Below are 19,999 nucleotides of genomic sequence, written 5' to 3' on the forward strand. Positions count from 1 at the left end.
CGAGTTCTCCATGGCAGGCCGGGTCCCTTCCTCTTGCCGTCTCGCCGGAGCCGACCGCATCGGCCGGTCGAGCCCGGCTGCCCCGCGGATCGTCCGGCCCGGCCGGCCGCACGGTCCCTGTCCGGGCCGTCCGGCCGGCCGCCGAATCCGCCGTCACCCGGCGGCTCGCGTTCCTCATGTCAGACCCGCAGAGTCCAGTGCTGGTTCTTGTGCGACTCACTGTTCCAGCAGGTGTACTGCAGCAGCCGGGCGCCGTCCGCCGTGAGAGCCCGGTCCACGTCGAGGCACTTGCCGGAGTGACGGGCGATGATCTCGACGTAGCCGGTGCCGGTGTCGCTCAGCCGCCACTGCTGGCTGGGGCGGCCGTCGCAGGTCTGCTGGACGATCGCGGCCGTGTTCGCCGTGGAGGAGCTGGCCACGTCCAGGCACAGTCCCGAGTGCCGGGAGAGGATCTGGTAGTAGCCCCCGCCGACTTCGCGCAGCTGCCACCGCTGGTCGTCGCCGTCCGAGCAGCCGACCTGTTCGATCGCGGCCCCGGCCGCGGTCGAGGAGCCGACCGCCTCGGCGCACTTGCCGGAGTGCCGCGCCTTGAGCGTCGTCGTGTCGGCCAGCTGGGACAGTGTCGATGTGAGGACGGGCACGTAGAAGTCGGTCATGCCTGCGATGTTCGGGTGGGTCCCGCTGCCGCCACTGCCTGGGAAGGTGTTGACGAGGTTGTCGAACGTGTACGCCACCCGCTGGGCGTCAGCGCGCGTGTCGAGGGTCGCGTCCGCGAAGACGTCGGCCACCGCGATGCCCCACTTCTGTGCGGCTTGCAGGTACACCTGGCGCAGGGCGAGTTGGGTGTCCCAGTCCCGCGAGCCCATTTTGTGGGCGGCCACGTACACGAGCTGGGCGGACGGCCACTTCTGCCGCATCGTGCGGATGGTGGTTTCGAGCGTTCCGGCGTACGTGCCGGTGTCGAACGTGGCGGGGTCCTGGGAGGCGCTGACGGTGCCGACCGTGTAGGTGTGGTTGGTGTGGATCTCGCCGGCGTCGTTCGTGCCGCCGTCGAAGACGACGAAGTCGGGCGCCTGCGCGTTGGCGTTCTGCACCTGGGTGAGGATCTGGTTGCTGGTCGGACCCACGGTCGCACCGTTCACCGCGTACTTCGTCAGCGTCATGCCTTCACGTTCGGCGAGGAAGTTCATGAAGCTGCGGGAGTACTTGTGTCCCCAGACGATGCTGTCACCGAAGGCGTAGACGGACGAGCCAGTGAGGGATCCGTAAGCGGCGTTGGCAGGGCGGGTCAGGCGGAAGTTGTCGATGGACTGCACACCGGTGCCGTAGTAGTTGCAGGCGACGAACTTCGCCAGGTTGGTCCCCGTGATGGTCTTCGTGCCGGAGGCCAGCACGATCGGCGCGGCCTCCTTGCTGGTGATCGTGTACTGGACCTTCTGGAGGGTGAAGTCCATGTGCAGATCGACCGTGTACCACTTGGTCCGATCGAAGCTGATCTTGGTCCACGTGGGATTGAGTGAGTCCGGAGCGGAGGTGGAGTCCGAGTCGGGTCCGGTCGCGGCGTAGCGGAGTTCCGCTGCGGTCGCGGCCAGCCCGAAGACGAGGTGTCCGGCGTTGTCGCGCAGTTCCAGACCGGTCTTCATGCCGGTGCTGGTGATGGCCGTCTTCCAGTCGAACCGCAGGTCGAGCGTCTTCTCCTGGGTGATCGACGACGCGAACGGCCGCACGGACGTCGTGTAGTTGCCCATGCCCTTCGTGACATCCAGTACGCCGTTGCCGATGGCGGCCCCGACCGGGAAACCGAAGTTCGCGGGGTTCGTCTGAGCGTCGAACGTCTCGTTGATGAACGTCGCGCCAGGAGTTTCGGCGGCGGAGGCGGCCGGAGCTGTGAGGAAGGCCGCGAGGAGCAGGATGCCGGCGGCCAGGGAGCCGGCCCATCTTCGGGGCCGACGGCCCGTTCTGCGTATGACCGTATACACGTGATCTCCCTTGATCTGGTGATACCGACCGGTGCCCGGCGGGGAGGAAGGGGCCCGGCCGTGGCTCGGCCCGAGGGCGCACAGAAAAGCCACGAAGTACCGGGAGCGATGAGGTGTCCGAGAACAGCAGGGGCAACATAGTGATCGTTCACCCGAGCGGTCAAGATGTCTGCGAGTGATCGTTCACTACAAGGGGGCCCCACTGGCACGACCTGAGCCGACCGGCCCTGAACTGCGAAGCAACTCTCCCCGTTCACACCATTGACACACAAGCGTTTCAGCCAGTCTTATGTGCGCCATCGTTGGTTTCGGCCACCATTTGATCGCCAGGGCCTCGCCATCGCCTGTCGGCTCGATCACGCTGCGCCCGACCCCCCTGCCTCGAAGGTTCCTGACGGGCACCGTCGAACCCTCAGTCGTGATCGTTCACTATCCGGCAGAAGTTCACCTGACACGGAGGTAGTGCAATGAAGTCGAACACCGGCCCTTGGTCGCGCCGCAGATTCCTCGCCACGAGCGGGGCGGCAGCCCTCGGGGGCATGGCGCTGAACCTCGTCGGCGGCCTCCCGCGGGCTGCCGCGGCCGGCGGCGTGGTGTCCCACGTCGACACCTCGAAGTCCACGTACGACAAGATCACCCTGATGGTCGACGGGAAGCCCTTCTACCACAGCGGGGTCCAGTTCCGGTACGAGAAGCACAAGTACGGGTTCGGCTGGACGGACGCCCAGCTGAAGCCGGTGCTCGGGATGATCCGCGACGACGGGTTCACCGTGGTGAACATCCCGATCTGGTGGTCGCAGATCGAGCCCTCGAAGGACACCTTCGACTGGACCGACATCGACAAGTACCTGGCCTGGTGCAAGGAGTACGGCCTCAAGCTGGAACTCCTGTGGTTCAGCCACGAATCGACCGGTCAGTCCATCGCGGACCGGATGCCGGACTACGTGATGAACGACTACCAGTTCGTGGTGAGGTCCGACGGCACCAGGCTGACCCTGAACGGCAACCCCCTCCTGGACAAGACCGATCCGAACCTGCTCGCCAGGGAGAAGTTGGTACTCGGCCGGCTCATGAGCCACCTTGCGTCCGCCGACACCGCGCACACCGTCGTCGGCATCCAGGTGCTGAACGAACCGAACGTGTCGAAGCAGCAAGGCGGCCAGGCCATCGACCGGAGCCACAGCACCTTCAGCACCAACCTGTGGAACAGCGGCGGATACACCGACGCGACGACGTTCCGCAAGGACGTGTTGCTGAACTACCTGACCCAGCTGGGTCAGGTGATCAAGCAGTCGGACTACTCGGTGTACACCCGGGTGAACCTCGCCGGCAGCGCGGACACGGTGCCGGTCGCCGAGAACGAGGCCTTGAGGAGCCAGGGAACGGCGACCATCGACTTCTTCGGAAGGGACCTGTACACCAAGGGCCTCGACACGCTCTACAACTACGGGAGGGACGGCCTCTGGGCCCAGGGGAAGAACTTCCCCATGGTCCCGGAGAACTTCGGAGGATCCGCGGCGGCGGACGTCGAGAAGTTCAACGCCATCGCCGGCAACACCGCCCACAATCTGTACGCCGCCCTGGACCCGGACTCCAGCACGGGCAGCAGCGACCACGGCCTGTACAACTTCAACCCCACCACCAAGGTCGTCACCCGCAAGGCCGTCTCGGACAGGGTCGCCCGGCTCAACCGCGCGCTGAACAAGATCCACCGGGACCTCGCCAGCAGGACTCCGGTGGAACGCGGCGGAACCAACCTGCAGACCTTCAACCGGAAAGCGACCGCCGACACCACCACCACCAAGCCCGTGGGCGGCGTCGACATCACCTTCACGACGTCGAGCGGTGCGCAGGCATTCGGCGTCAGGCGCGGTCCGGCCGAGTTCGCTTTCACCACCACGACCCAGGCGACGTTCACCCTGCCGGGAACCATAGGCGTCGTGCGGTCCGTCGAGTCCGGCAGGTACGACGCGAACGACAACTGGGTGAAGTCCGGCACGAAGACGTACAGCACCGTGTCCGGGAACACCGAAATCACCCTGGCGGCAGAGGAATGCGTCCGGGTCTCCTACCTCGTCAGCGGCGCGCGGTACAAGCTGAGGAACACGTCCTCGGGCAAGTACCTCGACACCGATGCCAACGGCGCGGTCATCGTCTCGTCCGGGACCATCTACGACGACCAGGACTGGGTCGTCGCCAGGGACACGTCAGGATCGTGGACCATCAAGAACGTGCGGACGGGACGCTTCTACCTGGAAGCCGGCGCGAGCAACAACGACGTCATCTGGAACACCGGCACCGTCGCGGACGCCTCGCTCTGGAACCTGGAAGGGGTCGCGGCAGGCGGGCTCCGCGTCAGGAACACCCACACGGGAAGGGCCTACCTGTACGGGAACTCCGCGGGTGAGGCGAAGTGGAACACCGGAACGCAGGACGCGAACACGGTCTGGGAGTTCCAGCCGAAGTAGCCGCCCCCGCCGTCCCTTCCTCCGCGAGGCCGGAAAGGCGGTCCACGCGGGGAGGGGACGGCGCAGGGTGCCCGTGTAATGATTGCTGTATGACGCAGGCCGACGTGTTGCGGACTCTGGACGCCAGGGCCGCCGACCAGTGGGGTCTGGTGACCACCGCCCAGGCGAAGCTGGACGGCGTGCAGGGCGTCCAGCTCCTGCGGCTGGAGCGGTCCGGGGCGCTGGAGAGCGTGGGCCACGGGGTGTACCGCCTGGCCGCCTCTCCCCCGCCGGAGCACCTCAGGATCAAGGTCGCGTGGCTGCGGCTGGATCCCGGGACCCCGGCGCGGGACCGCCGTACGGACGGCCCCGGGTCGGGCGTCGTCTCCCACACCTCCGCGTGCGCGATGCACGGCCTGGGCGGCCTGCCCACCGACCCCGTGGAGCTGACGGTCTCGTCCCGCCGTACCACTCGTGACGAGACCGTCGTGCTGCACCGCGCCGCCATGGACGCCGAGGACATCACCGTCGTCGACGGACTGCCCGTGACCACCGTGCCGCGTACCGTCGTCGACCTGCTTCAAGCCCGTGCCGACGCGGCCCGTACGGGCACGTTCGTCGCCGATGCCGCCGCCCGTGGCCTCGTGCGCGTCGACGACCTCGCGCCGCGGGTCGCGGGCTTCGCCGGTGCCTACGGACTGCCCGCGGACGCGTCCGGCGCGCAGCTGCTGGAGTTCCTGCGCGAGCAGGCGGGGCGCCCTCTGCGGGCGCGGAAGGCCGGTCGGCCCGCCGCGCAGGCCGCCGGTCCGGGGGCGGCCTCCACCCCGGAGAGGAAGCGGCCGACCATCTGGGAGGTCGCCAAACGGGCCGGCGTGTCGCACCAGACCGTGTCCCGGTTCCTGAAGAACGACAGCGGCATGAAGCCGGCGACGCGAGCGAGGATCGAGCGTGCCGTCGCCGAGCTGGACTACCGGCCCAACCTCATGGCGCGGTCGATGCGCACGCAGCGGTCCCACCGGATCACCATCGTGCTGCCCGAGTTGAGCGGCTTCGTTCCGATCCCCCTGCTGAGGGGCGCCTCGTCCGCGGCGCACGAGGCCGGGTACATGACCGACGTCGTCGGGCTGGAGGGCGGCGAGTCCCGGCGCGCCCGCAGCGTGCTGTCCCTGCTGGAGGCCCGGCAGGCGGACGGGGTGCTGTCGCTGGTGCCGCTGGGGGACCTGGCTGGCGGCCAGGGCGCCGGGCAGTGGCCCGTGGTGGTGCTGGGCGAGTACGACGACAACCTCCAGTCCCGGGGACGGCTGGCCGACGGACGGCCCGCCGAGGAGATCCTGCGTCACCTCGCGGACCAGGGACACCGCCGGTTCCTCCACGTCGCCGGCTCGCAGGCCTGGGCCTCGGCACGCAACCGGCGGGCGGTCTACGTGGAGGCCGTCGAGCGACTGGGCCTTGAGTCCTACGGCGTCGTCGACGGGGACTGGTCCGTGCGCTCCGGCTACGAGGCCGCGCGGGACCTGCCCGCCGACTCCGGCGTGACGGCCGTACTGGCCGCCAACGACTACGTCGCCCTGGGCGTACTCCGCGGCTTCCAGGACCGCGGTGTGCGGGTGCCCGAGGAGATGAGCGTATTCGGCTGGGACGACGAGGAGTTCACCCGGTACTTCTCGCCGAGCATCTCGACGGTGCACATCAACAAGGAAGAGGTCGGCCGGCAGTCGATGCTGTCGCTGCTCGCTCTCCTGCGCGGCGAGCCCGAGCCGAAGTCCGAGGTGACGGATCTGTTCCACCTCGTGCCGCGAGGGTCGAGCGGCCCGGTCAACCGCTGAGTCCGGTCGGCGTTCCCGGTAGGGCGTCAGGCAAAATGTGAACGATCACTACGCAACTCTTGACCACGAAGGTGACCGTTCACTACGTTCAGGCTGCCGTCCTGTTCGTATCGGCGAGAGCCCAGTTCGTCGGACAGAGCCGTTCCCCTCGACCGCACGGTCACGCGTGCACGCCTTGGGCTGAGCAGGTCGAACCGACCTTCTTCGTCAGCGGTTGACGAACCCCCGGTGCCGCGCCCAGGCACCATCCGAGCTTCCACGAAAGAGCCACATGACTGAGTACAGCCAGCCCGCGAGGGTGGCGATCGTCGGTGCCGGCAACATCGCCGACGGCTGCCACATGCCCGCCGTCCAGGCCCAGAACGGCGAGGCGACCGTCATTGCCGTGGTCGACGTCGACCTGCGGCGCGCCGAGGCGTTCGCTGCCCGCTGGGGCATTCCAGCCGCCTACGACAGCCTCGACCGGATGCTCCAGGAGCAGCACCCGGACCTGGTCATCGTCTGCACGCCCCCGATCGCCCACGGCGAGGCCATCACCGCCTGTCTGGACGCCGGCGCGTCGGTGTGGTGCGAGAAACCCCCCACCCTCTCGGTCGCCGAGTACGACGCCGTCGCCGCCCACGAGCCCGAGGGCGGCCCCTACGTCTCCTACGTCTTCCAGCACCGGTTCGGGTCCGCCGCCCGGGCCCTGCGGGAGCACATCCGCACTGGCAGCCTCGGCACTCCTCTGGTCGGCGTCTGCCACACCCTGTGGTACCGGGACGACGCCTACTTCGAGGTCCCCTGGCGCGGCAAGTGGGAGACCGAGGGCGGCGGGCCCACCATGGGCCACGGCATCCACCAGATGGACCTCATGCTGTCCTTGATGGGCGAATGGACCGAAGTCCGCGCCGCCATGGGCACGCTGGCCCGCGAGGTGGAGACCGAGGACGTCTCCATGGCAATGGTCCGCTTCGCCAATGGCGCGATGGTCTCCATGGTCAACAGCCTCCTCTCCCCCCGCGAGACCAGCTACCTGCGCTTCGACTTCCCCGAGGCCACGGTCGAACTGTCCCACCTCTACGGTTACGACAACACTCACTGGACGTGGACCCCCGCACCTCACCGGGCCGAGGCCACGGCCGCCGAGCTCGGGGCACCGCTCGACGACGAGGCCAGTTCGCACGCCGCGCAGTTGCGCCTGCTGCTGCGCTCCCTGCGCGCCGGGCAACGCCCCGAAGCCAGTGGCGGCGACGGCCGCCGCGTCCTGGCCTTCATCGCCGCCCTGTACCAGTCGGCGACCACCGGACGTCCCGTCACCCCGGACATGATCACGCCGGAAAACCCCTTCTACCACTCCATGAGCGGCCGCCTCCGCGCCGCCCAGGACAACGCCGACAAGGAGAAGACCGGTGTCTGACACCCACTTCCGGATCGAACACGACGAGGCCGGGACCGAGTTCGTGGTGTCGGCCGCGGGCACGGACCTCGCCACGTACGTCTACCGGCCGGACAGTCCTCTCGAGGAATCCCCCAAGCCGTATCTCTACCCGTTGAAGACCCTCTCCGGTGCGCCCGTGGGTGTCTACCGACCCTGGGACCACCGCTGGCACAAGGGCCTGCAGATGACCTGGTCGCATCTGTCCGGCGACAACTTCTGGGGTGGGCCCACCTTCGAGGAGGGGGCGCCGGGCCACGGCTACGTCTGGCGCGAGAACCACGGACGGCAGGTGCACCGCGGCTTCGACCGCCAGGACGACCGCGGCAGCGAGGTTTCGGTCTCCGAGGTCCTGGACTGGGTGGCCTCCAGCGACGAGGTGTGGATCGACGAGACCCGCACCCTGCGCTTCCACAGCGCCGACACCGAAGACGGCGTCTGGGCGCTGGACTTCACCACCGACCTGACCAACGTTCACCGCGTGCCGCTGGAACTGGGCAGCCCCACCACACACGGCCGCCCCAACGCCGGATACACCGGACTGTTCTGGCGCGGGCCCCGGGCATGGACCGGCGCGGACGTCATCGCCGACGGGGGTCATGAAGGCGACGCCGTCATGGGCACCCAGGGTGCCTGGGCGGCCATCACCGGCGAACACGACGAGATCGACGGCGGTGCCACGGTCCTCGCCTACGCCGGCACCACCACGGCCGCCGTCCCGCTGAAGTGGTTCGCCCGCAGCAGTGCCTTCGCCTGCCTCAACCCGTCGCCCGCCTTCGACACCGAGATCAAGCTCGAGCCCGGTGAGACCCTGTCCCTGAGCCACCGCTTCGTGTTCATGGACCGCATGGTGGACCGCCGTGAACTCGAGCCGATCGCCCAGAGGTTCACGCCGTGACCGCCCTCCCCGACTTCCCCGGAGCCGTGGGGCTCAGCCAGCTGGAGGTGTACCCCTGGCCCACCGCGGACGACGAACACGGCGGCTCGCCCCATATGCACCTCGTCTGCTCGGAGTGCTACGTCGTCGTCAGCGGCCACGGCCGGCTGGAGACCCTCAACCACAAGGGCCACACGACGACCGAGCTGCACCCCGGAGACACCGTCTGGTTCACCCCTGGCACGATCCACCGCGCCATCAACGACGAAGACCTGCGCGTGATCGTCGTCATGCAGAACAGCGGCCTTCCTGAGGCGGGCGACGCCGTCATGACCTTCCCGCCCGCGCACCTCTCCCCCGAGACCTATCCGGACGCGGCCTCGCTCCTCGACGCCGACGGGACCCCCGACCCCGAGCGCGCCCAGGCACGCAGGGACCTGGCCATCGAGGGGTTCAGGGAGCTGACGCACCAGTGGCGGCGCGGCAACCGCTCGGCCTACGAGGACTTCTGCGCGGCAGCCGTGCGACTCGTCCAGCCACGCCTGGACGCCTGGGAGAAGACAGTCGACGACGGTGCGCTGGCCGCCGCACAGGCGGCACTGCGGCAGATCGATTCGCTGCGCAACGGCGACTTCAACCACCTGTACAAGGCGACCGTCTCACGTATCGCCCAACCGCCCCGGCAGACCCTGGGCATGTGCGGTTTCCTGCGCGCCTACGACCCGGCCCGCCGGGCCGGCGCATCGGCCGAGCCTCAGTGACGCCCCACCACCCGAACGTGTCCGAACCGGTGCTGATCAGCCCGGGTTCGAACCAAGGAAAGTGTTTCGCATGAGTTCGATGCTGCCGGAAGGCGGTAGGAGCGCCGACGCGGCGACCGCCCCGATCTTGTCAGGGATGTATCCCGATCCATCGGTGTGCCGAGTAGGCGAGGACTACTTCCTGGCGAATTCGTCCTTCGAGTACAGCCCCGGCGTCCCGATCTGGCATTCCCGGGACCTGGTGTCCTGGCGTCAGATCGGCAACGCCCTGACGAAGGACGATCAGTTCCCCGCAGGCCGGTCGCCGTCGAGTCGCGGCATCTACGCTCCGACGCTGCGCCATCACGGGGGACGGTTCTGGCTGATCACCACGAACATCGACGATGCTCGCGGTGGTCATCAGGTCTACCACGCGACCGACCCGACCGGGCCGTGGTCGGCGCCGGTGTGCCTGACCGAACTCGACGGCATCGACCCGGACCTGGTCTGGGACGACGAGGGAACGTGCCTGGTCACCTACTGCTCGTGGTCCGAGACCGAGATCGGCATCAGGCAGGTCGCGGTCGATCTGGAGCAGGGCGTGGTCCTCGAGCAGCCGCGATGGATCTGGCACGGCACCGGCCTGGCCCATTCCGAGGGGCCGCACCTTTACCGGCGCGGCGACCGGTGGTACCTGGTCATCGCCGAAGGCGGCACCGACCGGGGCCACGTGGTGTCGGTCGCACGCTCACGCAGTCCCCGCGGGCCGTTCGAGGCAGCCCCGCACAATCCGGTCTTCAGCCACCGCAGCACGGCTCATCCCGTCCAGAACGTCGGTCATGCCGATCTGGTGGAGCGCCCCGACGGGACGTGGGCAGCGGTGTATCTCGGTGCACGGCCGCGCGGCCGCAGTCCGCGCTTCCACGTCAACGGGCGTGAGACGTTCCTCGCCGACGTCTCCTGGGTGGAGGACTGGCCACACTTCAAGCCGGCGAGCGCAGGCGTCCCCACCGGGCAGCGGGACTTCGAGGACGACTTCTCCGCGCCCGGACCGCATCTCAGGTGGGTCTCGCCAGGGGAGCGTCCCGACCGGTTCGTCCGCAGCGTGCCGGAAGGGGTGGTCGTGCGTCACACGCCGAGCGAGACCGGCGAGCCTTCGGGCCTGTTCACCCGGGTCGGCGGAGACCACTGGGAGGCCGACTTCCTCGTCGATCCGGGGAAGGGTGCGTTCACCGTCGCGCTACGGCTCGACGGTGCTCATTGGTACGGGCTGCGGGTCGCCGACGGCGAAGTCACGGCCGTCGCACGGATCGGACAGATCCAGACGACTCTCGGCTCCCGCCCGCTGCCCGACTCCCCTGTCAGCCTCCGCATCCGATCCACGCCGCCGACCTGGAACGGACCGGACGACATCGAACTGGGCATCGGTGACAGAACCGGCACGGATGTCCTCGCCCGCCTGGACGGACGCTATCTCTCCACCGAAGTGGCGGGCGGGTTCACCGGGCGCTTGGTCGGCCTGTGGACCGAGTCTCGGGAGGTCCTTGTCCGCCGGGTCCGGTACGCCGAACAGCTCGTGTGACACCGTCCCGTGACGGACTCACTCCTATCCCCCAGGCTCTGCCTCACGAGGCGCTTTCCGGCTTGGCATCCGGAACACCGACAGGACCCAGGTACCCATGGCGTCGAGGACGTCGCGCAGTCCCCGCGGGCATGGCGTTCAGCCGACGGCGGGTGCCTCCTCGCACGGCTTCCACCAGAACGACTCCTGGGGAGCCGACCGTCCCGGTCCAGTGTCCGATGGACTGTTCAGTCGACGTCGCGGCGGGCGCTGGGGTGCTCGTTCTGTGCGTCGACGGCACGCTCGTGGTACGCAGCACGGCGACCAGCGACCGAGATCTCGCAGCCCCGATATAGAGGCGCTTGCGGAGGGTCTCCGCAGAAATCGGCCGCCTTGTGCTTGGCCCGGGCCCGCAGATAGCGACTGACTGCCCGCGCGGTCTTCGGCCCGAACCGCACCCGCCGGTCCCGGCTGCCCTTGCCGTGAAAGTGCACTGACTCGGTGGTCAGGTCGATGTCATCGAGCAGCAGGTTGCCGACCTCAGACAGACGTGCCCCGGTGTTGCAGTACAGCCGGATGATCGCCTCATCGCGCAGCTGGGCAAACTCCCGGCCCTTGCAGATGCCCAGCACCTTCGAGGTCTCCTCGTCGCGCATGACCGGGATCAGCTTCTGCGGCAGCTTCGGCTGGCGCACCCGCTCCATCGGCGACCGGTCGATCTCCCCCTCGTCCAGCGTCAGCCACTCGAAGAACTGCTGCAGCCCCTTGTGCTTGTTCAGCGCCGTCGACGCCGACCGCGTCTCGATCATCCACGCCTGGAACGCCTCCACATGCGCTCGCGCGACCTCGACCGGATCCTCGGCCGCCACATCGGCGTCCGGATCCGGCGAGTACTCCCCCAGATACCGCGCCAGCTGCGCGGCCGCCAGCAGATAGTTGTAGCGCGTGGTCTCCGCGTAGTTCCCCGACCGCAACGAGCGGTCCCAGCCCCGCAGTGATCTTGTTCAAGTCCAAGAGCGGCATCTTCGCCGTCCTCCGAGTAAGGGTGCCGATGAGCGGCATGCTCAACCTCGAAGCCGGAAACGGCCCACACAGAAGAAGGGCCCTCACAGGCTCTCGCCTGCGAAGACCCTTCGCACCGTCGGGACGACAGGATTTGAACCTGCGACCCCTTGACCCCCAGTCAAGTGCGCTACCAAGCTGCGCCACGTCCCGATGCGCGTCCCGCGGAGATCCGCGTGATCGCGCCAACAGCACTTTACCTCACGCGGCCGACCGCGCCGAAGCGGGCGCCGTCCGGCGTGGGCCGGGGCCGATGGACAATCGGGGGTATGGGCAGCACATCGTCGGGAGAGCAGGCGGTCGCGCGGGACCGGGACAGCGAGGGGCGGGCACGCAGCGCACGGCCCCGGGACGGCCTCGGGCGTCCCTTGCCGTACGGGGCGGACGGTGTCGCCCGCCAGCCCGAGGGCGTCGTGCGCGCGCCGGAGGAGACCGTCGCCGAGGCGCAGGAACTGCTGGACGCGGGGAAGCCGTTCCATGCGCACGAGGTCTTCGAGGACGCCTGGAAGTCGGGGCCGGAGCAGGAGCGAACGCTGTGGCGGGGGCTGGCGCAGCTCGCGGTGGGGCTCACGCACGCGGCGCGGGGGAATGCGACGGGTGGGGCGAGGCTGCTGCGGCGGGGGGCCGGGGCCGTGGAGGAGTGGGCGGCCGGCGGTGGCGGGGAGCGGCCGTACGGGATCGATCTCGCGGGGCTCGTGGCGTGGGCGCGGGAGCTGGCCGAGGTCGTGGAGGACGGTGGCGGGGCGGCCGTGGACGCGCGGGAGCGGGCACCGAGGCTGCGGGGACGGGCGTAGCAGGGTCCCGGGCGCGGCCTGCGGGGACGCGGTGGCCGCGTTGTCGGTGGCGTGGGGCAGACTCGGGGCGTGCGAAAGATTCATGTCATCGGGATCGGGGCGGGCGACCCCGAGCAGCTCACGCTTCAGGCGGTCAGGGCGCTGCGTGGTACGGACGTGTTCTTCATCCTCGACAAGGGCGAGGTGAAGGCGGACCTCACGGGGCTGCGCCGGGACATGCTGGACGCGCACATACCGGAGGGGACGTATCGGGTCGTCCAGGCCCGGGATCCGGAGCGGGACCGGTCGGCCGGGGGTGCCGCCTACTCGCCCGCCGTCGGGGACTGGCGCAGTGCCCGTGCCGGGATCTACGAGCGGCTGATCGCCGAGGAACTGGGCGAGGACGACACCGGTGCGTTTCTGGTGTGGGGTGACCCCGCGCTGTACGACAGCACGCTCGGGATCCTGGAGGAGGTGCTGGACAAGGGCGCGGTGGACTTCGAGTACGACGTCGTGCCGGGCATCAGCAGCGTCTCCGCGCTCGTCGCCCGGCATCGGACGGGGCTGAACCGGGTCGCCGGGCCGGTGCAGATCACCACGGGGCGGCGGCTGGCCGAGGGCTTCCCGGAGGGGGTGGACGACGTGGTCGTGATGCTCGATGCCCACCAGAGCTTCCGGCGGTACGCCGACGAGGACATCGACATCTACTGGGGCGCCTACATCGGCACCCCGGACGAGATCCTCGCCTCCGGTCCGCTCGCCGAGGCCGGGCCCCGCATCGAGCGGCTGCGTGCCGAGGCGCGGGAGCGCAAGGGCTGGATCATGGACACGTATCTGCTGCGCCGGAACCCGAGGGAGCGGTAGGCACACCACGCCGGGGCGGTCGCACGGCACCCGCACGGACTCACCCGAGGCCGAGCCGCTCCAGCACCCCCGCCACATCCGGTACCGCGTCCACGCCCTCCGGCAGTGGTGGGCGGCGTACGAGCACGACGGGGAGGGCGAGTTGGCGGGCGGCTGTGAGTTTGGCGGAGGTCCCGGTCGCGCCGCTGTTCTTGGTGACCAGGACGTCGATGCGGTGCGCGCGGAGCAGGGACAGCTCGTCGGCGAGGGTGAACGGGCCGCGGGACAGGAGCACTTCGGTGTGCGGGGGCATGGGTGGCTCGGGCGGGTCGACGGAGCGTACGACGAAGTGGAGGTCGGTCAGGTGGGCGAAGGCCGCGAGGCCCAGGCGGCCGGTGGTCAGCAGGACGCGGTGGCCGAGGGCGGGCAGTAGGGCCGCGGCCTCGGCGAGGGAGGCGGCCTCGTGCCAGCGGTCGCCCGGGGCCGGGCTCCAGCCGGGGCGGCGCAGGATCACCGCCGGGACGCCGGTCGACCTCGCGGCGCGTACCGCGTTCGCCGTGATCGACGCGGCGAAGGGGTGTGTGGCGTCGATCAGGAAGTCCACTTGCTCCGCGCGCAGCCAGTCGGCCAGGCCCTCCGCGCCGCCGAAGCCCCCGATGCGCGACTCCCCCTCGACCGCGCCCGGCCGTGCCACTCGTCCCGCCAGCGAGGTGGTGACGCGGACGCCGGGGTGCGCCGAGAGCGCGGCGGCGAGTTCGCGGGCCTCGGTGGTGCCGCCGAGGATCAGGATGTGGTCGGGGGACATGGGGCGAGCGTACGAGGTGGGGCATGGGGAGCGGGACGCCGGGTTCGCATGGCGGCGGCTTGCCCGAGCGGCTCGCTGTGGTGCCCGAAACACGCTTGCCGGTGCCCGAGTTCTGCCCCCTCCTGTACGTCTCGACCCTCCTGTGGCGAACAGTATGAACACAACGATCGGATCGTGGTCCCTCGCCCCGCCGCTCCCTAGCATCGCGGCGCACGGCTCGACGACGCGCCGCCGAGGACGAGGAGCAGCGTCTTGGACTGGACGAGAACGCACGCGATGATCCGCAGGACCGTCCCATCGCCGGCCCAGTGGCGTACCACCCTGGCCGCCCTGCTGGCCGGTGCCCTCGCCGTGGGCATCCTCGTCGGCGCCTCCAACGCCCGCGGGGCGACGGCAGGTCCGGTCCTCGGCGAGTGCCCCGCCGATCTGGTCGGCAGGGCCGATTGCTACACCGGCCGGGACGCCAACGGCGCCTATTACTCCATCGCCCTGCCCGACGACTGGAACGGCTCCCTCGTCGTGCACGCCCACGGCGGTCCCGGCCTCGGCGCGGAGTCCGACCCCGGCCGCAGCGTCGGCGACCTGGGCCGCTGGTCGGTGATGGTGAAGGAGGGCTACGCCTGGGCGGGTTCGTCCTACCGCCGGGGCGGCTACGGGACGCGGATGGCCGCCGCCGACACGGAGAGCGTGCGCCGACTGTTCGTCGACGCGTTCGGCAAGCCGCGGCGGACGTATGTGCACGGCCAGTCGTGGGGCGGGAACGTCGCCGCGAAGGTCGTGGAGACCTACGGCGAGCAGCGCGGGGCGTACGACGGGGCGCTGCTCACCAACGGCGTCCTGGGCGGTGGCTCGCGCGGCTACGACTACCGGGTCGATCTGCGCGTCGTCTACCAGTACTACTGCGGCAACCACCCCCGTCCGACCGAGCCGCAGTACCCGCTGTGGCAGGGCCTGCGCGCCGGCTCGACCATGACGTCCGCCGGGCTGCGCGCCCGTCTCCAGGAGTGCACCGGCTACGCCTCCCCGCCGCAGGAGCGGACCGCGCCGCAGCAGCGCAACCTCGACGACATCCTCGCGGTCACGCGGATCCCGGAGCGCGCCCTGGAGTCGCATCTGCGGTTCGCGACCTTCACGTTCCGGGACATCGTGCACGAGCGCCTAGGGGGCCGTAATCCCTTCGGCAACGAGGGCGTCCGCTACTCCGGGTCGCATGACGACGAGGCCCTGAACGCCGGCGTCGAGCGGTTCGCCCCCGACCCCACGGCCGTACGGGATCTGTCCTACGACAGCGATCTCACCGGCAAGGTCTCGATCCCGGTGCTGACGCTGCACGCCATCGACGACCCGACGGCGTTCGTCGAGCACGAGGCGGCCTACCGGGCCACGCTGCAGGGGGCCCGGCGGGACGGGCACCTGGTGCAGACGTTCACGCGGGAGCACGAGCACAGCGAGCTGAGCGACGCCGAGTACGCCACGTCGATCGCGGCCCTGGACGCGTGGGTGCGCACGGGCAGGAAGCCGACGCCCGGATCGGTCGCGGCGTCGTGCGGGGCGTTCGACGCGACGTACGGCACGGGCTGCTTCTACGACCCCGGGTTCCGTCCGGGCCCGTACGCCTCCCGCGTCGAGCCGCGGCCGGGCGGACTGCGGTGGCCGGCCATGACGGCGGGTCAGGAGCGGGAGTGGAGCAGGATCGAGGGGGTCGGGATCGCTCCCTGAGGACCGTTCCCGTGGGCGGAGGACTGCTCCCGTGGGCGGGACGGCCCGGTCGGTGGTTATCGTCCTGGTATGGGATCCGTACGGGCCGTCCTCATCGACATCGACGGAGTTCTCACCGTGTCGTGGCAGCCGCTGCCCGGCACGGTGGAGGCGTTGCGGGAGATCCGCGCGGCGGGGCTCGGTGTCGCGCTGGTCACCAACACCACCTCCCGGACGCGGGCGTCGATCGCCCGCACGCTGGCGGACGCGGGGTTTGCGGTGTCCGCCGAGGACATCCTGACCGCGCCCGCCGTCACGGCCGCGTATCTCGCCGAGCACTGTCCGGGCGCGCGGTGTGCGCTGCTGAACAGCGGGGACATCGAGGAGGACCTGGCAGGGATCCCCCTGGTCGGTGAGGACGACAGGGACTCCGCGCCGGACGTCGTGATCGTGGGAGGTGCCGGGCCCGAGTTCGGTTACGCGGCGCTCAACCGGGCCTTCGGACACCTCCAGCGCGGCGCCCGGCTGGTGGCCATGCACCGGAATCTGTACTGGCGTACGAATGAGGGGTTGCAGCTCGACACCGGCGCCTTCCTGGCCGGCCTCGAGCAGGCCGCGCGGGTCGCGGCGGAGATCACCGGGAAGCCGTCGGCCGCGTTCTTCGAGGCGGCGCTGGCGCATGTGGGGGCCGGGGCGGGGGAGGCGGTGATGGTCGGGGACGACATCGAGTCCGACGTGCTGGCGGCTCAGCGCGCCGGTGTGACGGGCGTGCTGGTCAGGACCGGGAAGTATCTGCCGGAGACCCACCGGGACGCGAGCGGCACCCCCGACCATGTGATCGACTCCTTCGCCGAGCTGCCCGCCCTGCTGGCGGAAATGCGGGAGTCAGCGCAGCAGTAGCTGCAGTCCGCCCACGACCGTCGCCGCGATCACGAGCTGCTCGAACAGCCGCTGGTTGATGCGGCCCACGGCCCATGTGCCGAGCAGGGCACCGGGCACGACGAAGAGCACGAGTGCCGCGTCGAGGAGGAGCGAGCGGCCGTCGATCAGGCCGAGCCCGGCGCTGAAGGGCACCTTGGAGACGTTGACGATCAGGAAGAAGAAGGCGGACGTGCCCAGGAAGCCGAGCTTTCGGAAGCCGGCCGACAGCAGGTACATCGACATCACGGGGCCGCCCGCGTTGGCGACCATCGTGGTGAAGCCGCCGAGGACGCCGTAGGAGCGGGCCTTGACGCGGCCGGCCCGGGTGGTGACCGCGTCCGGCTCGTCCTCCTTGTCGGCCATACGGCGGCGCCAGACCGTCACGGCCGCCATCATCAGCAGGATCGCGCCGATGGATGTACGGACGATCTCGTCGTCGGCCCACACCAGGAACAGCGTGCCGAACACGACGCCGGCCGCGACCGCGGGGAACAGCCGCCACAGGGTGGGCCAGTGGGCGTGCCGTCGGTAGATGAGGACGGCGAGTACATCGCCGGCGATCAGGACCGGCAGCAGTACGCCGGTGGAGGCGCGGGCGGGCAGTACCGCGGCGAAGATCGCCAGGCTCACCGTGTTGGCCCCGCTCACGGCCGTTTTCGAGAAGCCGACGACCAGGGCCGCGAAGGCGAGCGCGGCGAACTCCCAGCCTGTTATGTGCCAAAGCGTCATCGTGTCCATGCGGAGACCGATGCTATGTGCAGACAACAGGTCTTGGTAAGGCGCGTCTCGCCAGTCGGGAGATCGCTAGTGCCGTGCCACCAGCACGGCACTGCCCTGCCCGACCCCGACGCACATCGTCGCCAGTCCTCGCTCGGCCCCCGTCCTGCGCATGCGGTGCAGCAGCGTCGTGAGGATCCGTGCGCCCGAGCAGCCCAGGGGGTGGCCCAGCGCGATCGCGCCGCCGCTCGGGTTGACCAGTTCGGGGTCGATGCCGAGTTCGTCCACGCAGGCGAGTGCCTGGGCGGCGAACGCCTCGTTGAACTCGGCCTCCTGGAGGTCGCCGATCGTCCAGTCGGCGCGGGCCAGGACCTTGCGGGTGGCGGGGACCGGGCCGATGCCCATCACGTCGGGGTGGACGCCTGCGGAGGCGCCGGCGACGTAGCGGCCGAGGGATTCCAGACCCAGTTCGTTCAGGGCCTGCTCACTGACCAGGAGCAGTCCGGCGGCGCCGTCGTTCATCGGCGAGGCGTTGCCCGCGGTGACGGTGCCGCCGTCGCGGAAGACCGGCTTGAGCCGGGAGAGCTTGTCGTACGAGGTGTCCTCGCGGATGCACTCGTCGCTGTCGACCAGCACGCCGTCAGGGCGCTCGACGGGCAGCAGTTCGTCGTCGAAGTGGCCGTTCTTGCGGGCCTCGGCGGCCCGTTGGTGGCTGCGCAGCGCGAACTCGTCCTGCCGCTCGCGTGCGACGCCGTACCGGGTGGCGACCTCCTCGGCCGTCTCGCCCATGGACAGCAGGCCGTGCAGTTCCTTCATCGCCGGGTTGACCAGGCGCCAGCCGAGCCGGGTGTCGAAGGTCTCCATGCGGTGGGGCAGCGCCTCGTCGGGGCGGGGCAGGACGAAGGGGGCGCGGCTCATGGACTCGGAGCCGCCGGCCAGCACGATGTCGGCCTCGCCGGCCGCGATGGTGCGGGCGGCGGCCGTCACCGCCTCCAGGCCGGACGCGCACAGCCGGTTGACGGTGGCGCCCGGAACCGACTCGGGGAGGCCGGCGAGCAGCGCGGCCATGCGGGCGACGTTGCGGTTGTCCTCGCCGGCCTGGTTGGCGGCGCCCCAGTAGACGTCGTCGACGCGCGCCGGGTCCAGTGCGGGGACGTCGGCGACGAGGTCCCTGATCACGGTCGCGGCGAGGTCGTCCGGCCGTACGGACGACAGGGCTCCGCGCAGCTTGCCGAGGGGGGTGCGGCGGGCGGCCGCGAAGTGGACGGGACGCACGACAGGACTCCTGACCGGGCCGTTTGGTTCGACCTGAATCGACACTCTCTTAATTAGCACCGCTAGTTTTGGACTATAGACCGACCTGGCGCACCCTGGGAAGATCCGCGGGAACCCGCACCGCCGCAGCCGACCCGAGCCGGAGGAGCCATGACCGAGTCGCGTGAGCACGTCCTCGACGGAAGCCGGGGGTCGATCGCCGTGCGCGAATGGCCCCATCCCCGGCCCCGCTGTGTCGTACTCGTCGTGCACGGCTACGGCGAGCACGTCGGCCGCTATGCCGAGGTGGCGGATGTGCTGGTCGGGCAGGGCGCGGCCGTGTTCGGGCCGGATCACCTCGGGCATGGGAGATCGGCGGGCGAGCGGGTGCTGATCGAGGATTTTCAGGACGTGGTCGCCGATCTGCACGCCGCAGCCGGGCTGGCCCGGGCCGCGCATCCGGACGTGCCCCTCGTGCTGCTCGGGCACTCGATGGGCGGGCTCGTCGCGGCACGGTACGCACAGCTGCACGGCGACGAGCTCGCCGCCCTGGTGCTGTCCGGGCCCGTGATCGGCGACTGGGAGCTGCCCCGGCGGCTGCTCGCCCTCGACGAGATCCCCGACACGCCCATCAGCCCGGCCGCCCTCTCCCGCGACCCCGAGGTGTGCGCGGCGTACGCCGAGGATCCGCTGGTCTGGCACGGGCCCATGAAGCGGCCGACCGTGGAGGCGTTCGCCCGGATGCTGGACACCGTGTCCAAGGGTGGCGACATCGGGCGACTGCCACTGCTGTGGCTGCACGGCGACGACGACCGGCTCGTCCCGCTCGCCGGCAGCCGGGTCGGCATCGAGGAACTGCGCGGGGCCGACTCGACCGAGTGCGTCTACCCCGGAGCGCGGCACGAGGTGTTCCACGAGACGAACAAGGCCGATGTCTTCGCGGACCTGATCCACTTCCTGGACGACGTACTCACCCACTGAGACATGCGGCGTTTGCACCGATTCGCCCTGGGCACCCGCGCCCGCAGGGGACGGGTGCCGTGCCGCACCGCTCCCCACCGGCCATGACCAAGCCAGAA

General features: G+C 70.1%; 16 protein-coding genes and 1 tRNA gene. 11 read left to right on the top strand and 6 right to left on the bottom strand.

The annotated features are described in order from the left end of the window. Window positions 1-179: 179 nt before the first annotated feature. Window positions 180-1,979: an RICIN domain-containing protein gene (locus tag ACP4J3_RS31170; RefSeq protein ID WP_426539424.1), complete on the bottom strand. Its 1,800-nt coding sequence runs from the start codon at window positions 1,977-1,979 to the stop codon at window positions 180-182. 467 nt (window positions 1,980-2,446) lie between these two features. On the opposite strand from ACP4J3_RS31170, the gene ACP4J3_RS31175 reads away from it, so the two are divergent. From ACP4J3_RS31175 to ACP4J3_RS31200, 6 genes are all read left to right on the top strand, one after another. Next, window positions 2,447-4,447 (top strand): DUF4978 domain-containing protein, encoded by a 2,001-nt coding sequence (locus tag ACP4J3_RS31175; protein WP_426539425.1) that lies wholly within the window; start codon window positions 2,447-2,449, stop codon window positions 4,445-4,447. Window positions 4,448-4,536: 89 nt separating this feature from the next. Beyond that, entirely contained in the window at window positions 4,537-6,252 is a 1,716-nt protein-coding gene (locus ACP4J3_RS31180; RefSeq protein ID WP_426539426.1) for a substrate-binding domain-containing protein, read from the top strand. A gap of 271 nt (window positions 6,253-6,523) precedes the next feature. After that, a complete protein-coding gene (locus tag ACP4J3_RS31185; RefSeq protein WP_426539427.1) occupies window positions 6,524-7,651 on the top strand; it encodes a Gfo/Idh/MocA family protein in 1,128 nt (375 codons plus the stop codon). Continuing rightward, window positions 7,644-8,567: a PmoA family protein gene (locus tag ACP4J3_RS31190; protein WP_426539428.1), complete on the top strand. Its 924-nt coding sequence runs from the start codon at window positions 7,644-7,646 to the stop codon at window positions 8,565-8,567. Before ACP4J3_RS31185 ends, ACP4J3_RS31190 begins: the two co-directional genes overlap by 8 nt. Further along, window positions 8,564-9,307 carry a cupin domain-containing protein gene (locus ACP4J3_RS31195; RefSeq protein ID WP_426539429.1) on the top strand — a complete coding sequence of 248 codons (744 nt, stop codon included), beginning with the start codon at window positions 8,564-8,566 and terminating at the stop codon, window positions 9,305-9,307. The genes ACP4J3_RS31190 and ACP4J3_RS31195 overlap by 4 nt, the downstream gene beginning before the upstream one ends. A 70-nt stretch (window positions 9,308-9,377) precedes the next feature. Continuing rightward, entirely contained in the window at window positions 9,378-10,868 is a 1,491-nt protein-coding gene (locus tag ACP4J3_RS31200; protein ID WP_426539430.1) for a family 43 glycosylhydrolase, read from the top strand. Window positions 10,869-11,095: 227 nt separating this feature from the next. On the opposite strand, the gene ACP4J3_RS31205 is transcribed toward ACP4J3_RS31200, so the two are convergent. Together ACP4J3_RS31205 and ACP4J3_RS31210 are read right to left on the bottom strand one after the other, a co-directional pair. Next, the gene (locus tag ACP4J3_RS31205) at window positions 11,096-11,821 is read right to left on the bottom strand and encodes a tyrosine-type recombinase/integrase (protein ID WP_426539431.1); all 726 of its coding nucleotides are present in this window, start codon (window positions 11,819-11,821) and stop codon (window positions 11,096-11,098) included. Window positions 11,822-11,988: 167 nt separating this feature from the next. Then, window positions 11,989-12,062 (bottom strand) — tRNA-Pro (locus ACP4J3_RS31210). A gap of 116 nt (window positions 12,063-12,178) precedes the next feature. On the opposite strand from ACP4J3_RS31210, the gene ACP4J3_RS31215 reads away from it, so the two are divergent. Both ACP4J3_RS31215 and cobF read left to right on the top strand, forming a co-directional pair. Continuing rightward, window positions 12,179-12,703: a DUF309 domain-containing protein gene (locus ACP4J3_RS31215; protein WP_426539432.1), complete on the top strand. Its 525-nt coding sequence runs from the start codon at window positions 12,179-12,181 to the stop codon at window positions 12,701-12,703. A 69-nt stretch (window positions 12,704-12,772) separates the two neighbouring features. Further along, window positions 12,773-13,546 carry a precorrin-6A synthase (deacetylating) gene (cobF, locus tag ACP4J3_RS31220; protein ID WP_426539433.1) on the top strand — a complete coding sequence of 258 codons (774 nt, stop codon included), beginning with the start codon at window positions 12,773-12,775 and terminating at the stop codon, window positions 13,544-13,546. Between the two features lie 40 nt (window positions 13,547-13,586). On the opposite strand, the gene ACP4J3_RS31225 is transcribed toward cobF, so the two are convergent. Next, window positions 13,587-14,330, bottom strand: coding sequence for a cobalt-precorrin-6A reductase (locus ACP4J3_RS31225; RefSeq protein ID WP_426539434.1), 744 nt, complete (start codon window positions 14,328-14,330; stop codon window positions 13,587-13,589). A 276-nt stretch (window positions 14,331-14,606) separates the two neighbouring features. On the opposite strand from ACP4J3_RS31225, the gene ACP4J3_RS31230 reads away from it, so the two are divergent. Beyond that, window positions 14,607-16,049, top strand: coding sequence for a hypothetical protein (locus tag ACP4J3_RS31230; protein WP_426539542.1), 1,443 nt, complete (start codon window positions 14,607-14,609; stop codon window positions 16,047-16,049). 69 nt (window positions 16,050-16,118) lie between these two features. After that, entirely contained in the window at window positions 16,119-16,928 is an 810-nt protein-coding gene (locus ACP4J3_RS31235; protein WP_426539435.1) for an HAD-IIA family hydrolase, read from the top strand. Here ACP4J3_RS31235 and ACP4J3_RS31240 read toward each other — a convergent pair. Then, window positions 16,914-17,687 (bottom strand): sulfite exporter TauE/SafE family protein, encoded by a 774-nt coding sequence (locus ACP4J3_RS31240; RefSeq protein ID WP_426539436.1) that lies wholly within the window; start codon window positions 17,685-17,687, stop codon window positions 16,914-16,916. The two genes, ACP4J3_RS31235 and ACP4J3_RS31240, sit on opposite strands and share 15 nt — an antisense overlap. A 66-nt stretch (window positions 17,688-17,753) precedes the next feature. Continuing rightward, window positions 17,754-18,941 (bottom strand): thiolase family protein, encoded by a 1,188-nt coding sequence (locus tag ACP4J3_RS31245; protein WP_426539437.1) that lies wholly within the window; start codon window positions 18,939-18,941, stop codon window positions 17,754-17,756. Window positions 18,942-19,091: 150 nt separating this feature from the next. Here ACP4J3_RS31245 and ACP4J3_RS31250 point away from each other — a divergent pair, with 150 nt between their 5' ends. Then, window positions 19,092-19,901 carry an alpha/beta hydrolase gene (locus ACP4J3_RS31250; protein WP_426539438.1) on the top strand — a complete coding sequence of 270 codons (810 nt, stop codon included), beginning with the start codon at window positions 19,092-19,094 and terminating at the stop codon, window positions 19,899-19,901. Window positions 19,902-19,999: the final 98 nt, after the last annotated feature.

It is taken from the genome of Streptomyces sp. UG1, from assembly GCF_049974585.1.
Taxonomy (GTDB): domain Bacteria; phylum Actinomycetota; class Actinomycetes; order Streptomycetales; family Streptomycetaceae; genus Streptomyces.